The 977-nt window shown below is 47.9% G+C and carries 1 protein-coding gene; it reads right to left on the bottom strand.

Annotated features, from left to right (window positions below; all coding sequences use genetic code 11):
* A partial coding sequence (locus GM154_RS26175) for a reverse transcriptase domain-containing protein (RefSeq protein WP_219654321.1) occupies positions 1-931 on the bottom strand: 931 nt, incomplete at its 3' end.
* Positions 932-977: the final 46 nt, after the last annotated feature.

Here is a 977-nt window from a genome sequence, read left to right as displayed (position 1 = left end):
TAGTATCGCTGCTATCGGTGATAGATTCAATGCCCTTCCGCATCCGCATGATGCTAGGGTGCGATACGAACATGGTGAGTTGTTCGCAGGCCGATCGCAAGTTTTGCATGCGATTATGGTCAGTTTTTGGCACTTGCAAAGCTGCAGTTCTTCTTCCATGGTAATAGCTTAGTCGCTGATATCCAATTATTATACGGCGCAGGTCCACAGACTCTAGCCGACAAAGAGATCTTAGTCTCGGGAGTCTGGAACTCCCGAATCTTGAAGCCACCTTGCCCAGAACTAGTCGGAAGAAGCATGACTCTAGTCTGCTAATTACGAGCTTAAGAGCTAGGCTGAGTGGAACGAGATGGAGGCCGTACTCGTAGATCGATCTGACGAATACACGGTATAGCATTACACAAAGGTTCGTATTGAATCCTCGGATGTGGATTCCTATAGGGCTCAACTGCATCAAGCGACGCTGTGCAGCTTTCACCCGCATAATGTGCTTCTCTTCAGTTATTCCAGAAGTGGTTAATGATACGCCAAGGTATACAGACGACTCCACATTTCGTAATGGTTCTCCAGATAGGAAGAATGTAGAAGTCTGATTGCCACGAGGCGGGAGGAGCACTTCGGACTTTCCCGGGGCAGTGTTCCAGGCCATCTGGTATTCTGCACTCCATTCGGTGCAATTGTCAAGAAGTAACTGAAGGCCTTCTGCAGTCTTGCTCATAAGAATGACGTCATCAGCCAGTGCTGATGCTGCTTTTTCACTGATATGATTCGGAACTCTACTCAGTTTCTCAAGTAGCGTGTCCTGGAAAATATTGAAAAGTGTGCAACTGAAAGACTCCCCTTGCGGCACGCCTATCGTGATCGTCGCAGAAGTGTCGGTTATGTCTTTGCTTGTCCTGACAGATAGTGGCTGTAGGAGGAGTGCTGTCATCTTGATATGTTCTGCTTTCAACCGTTGTTGGCAGACATCAGAGAGG

Source organism: Pseudomonas sp. MAG002Y, assembly GCF_019400845.1.
Lineage (GTDB): Bacteria > Pseudomonadota > Gammaproteobacteria > Pseudomonadales > Pseudomonadaceae > Chryseomonas > Chryseomonas luteola.
The sequence above is the reverse complement of the archived record's forward strand: the minus strand, read 5'-3'. Positions and strand labels throughout refer to the sequence as shown.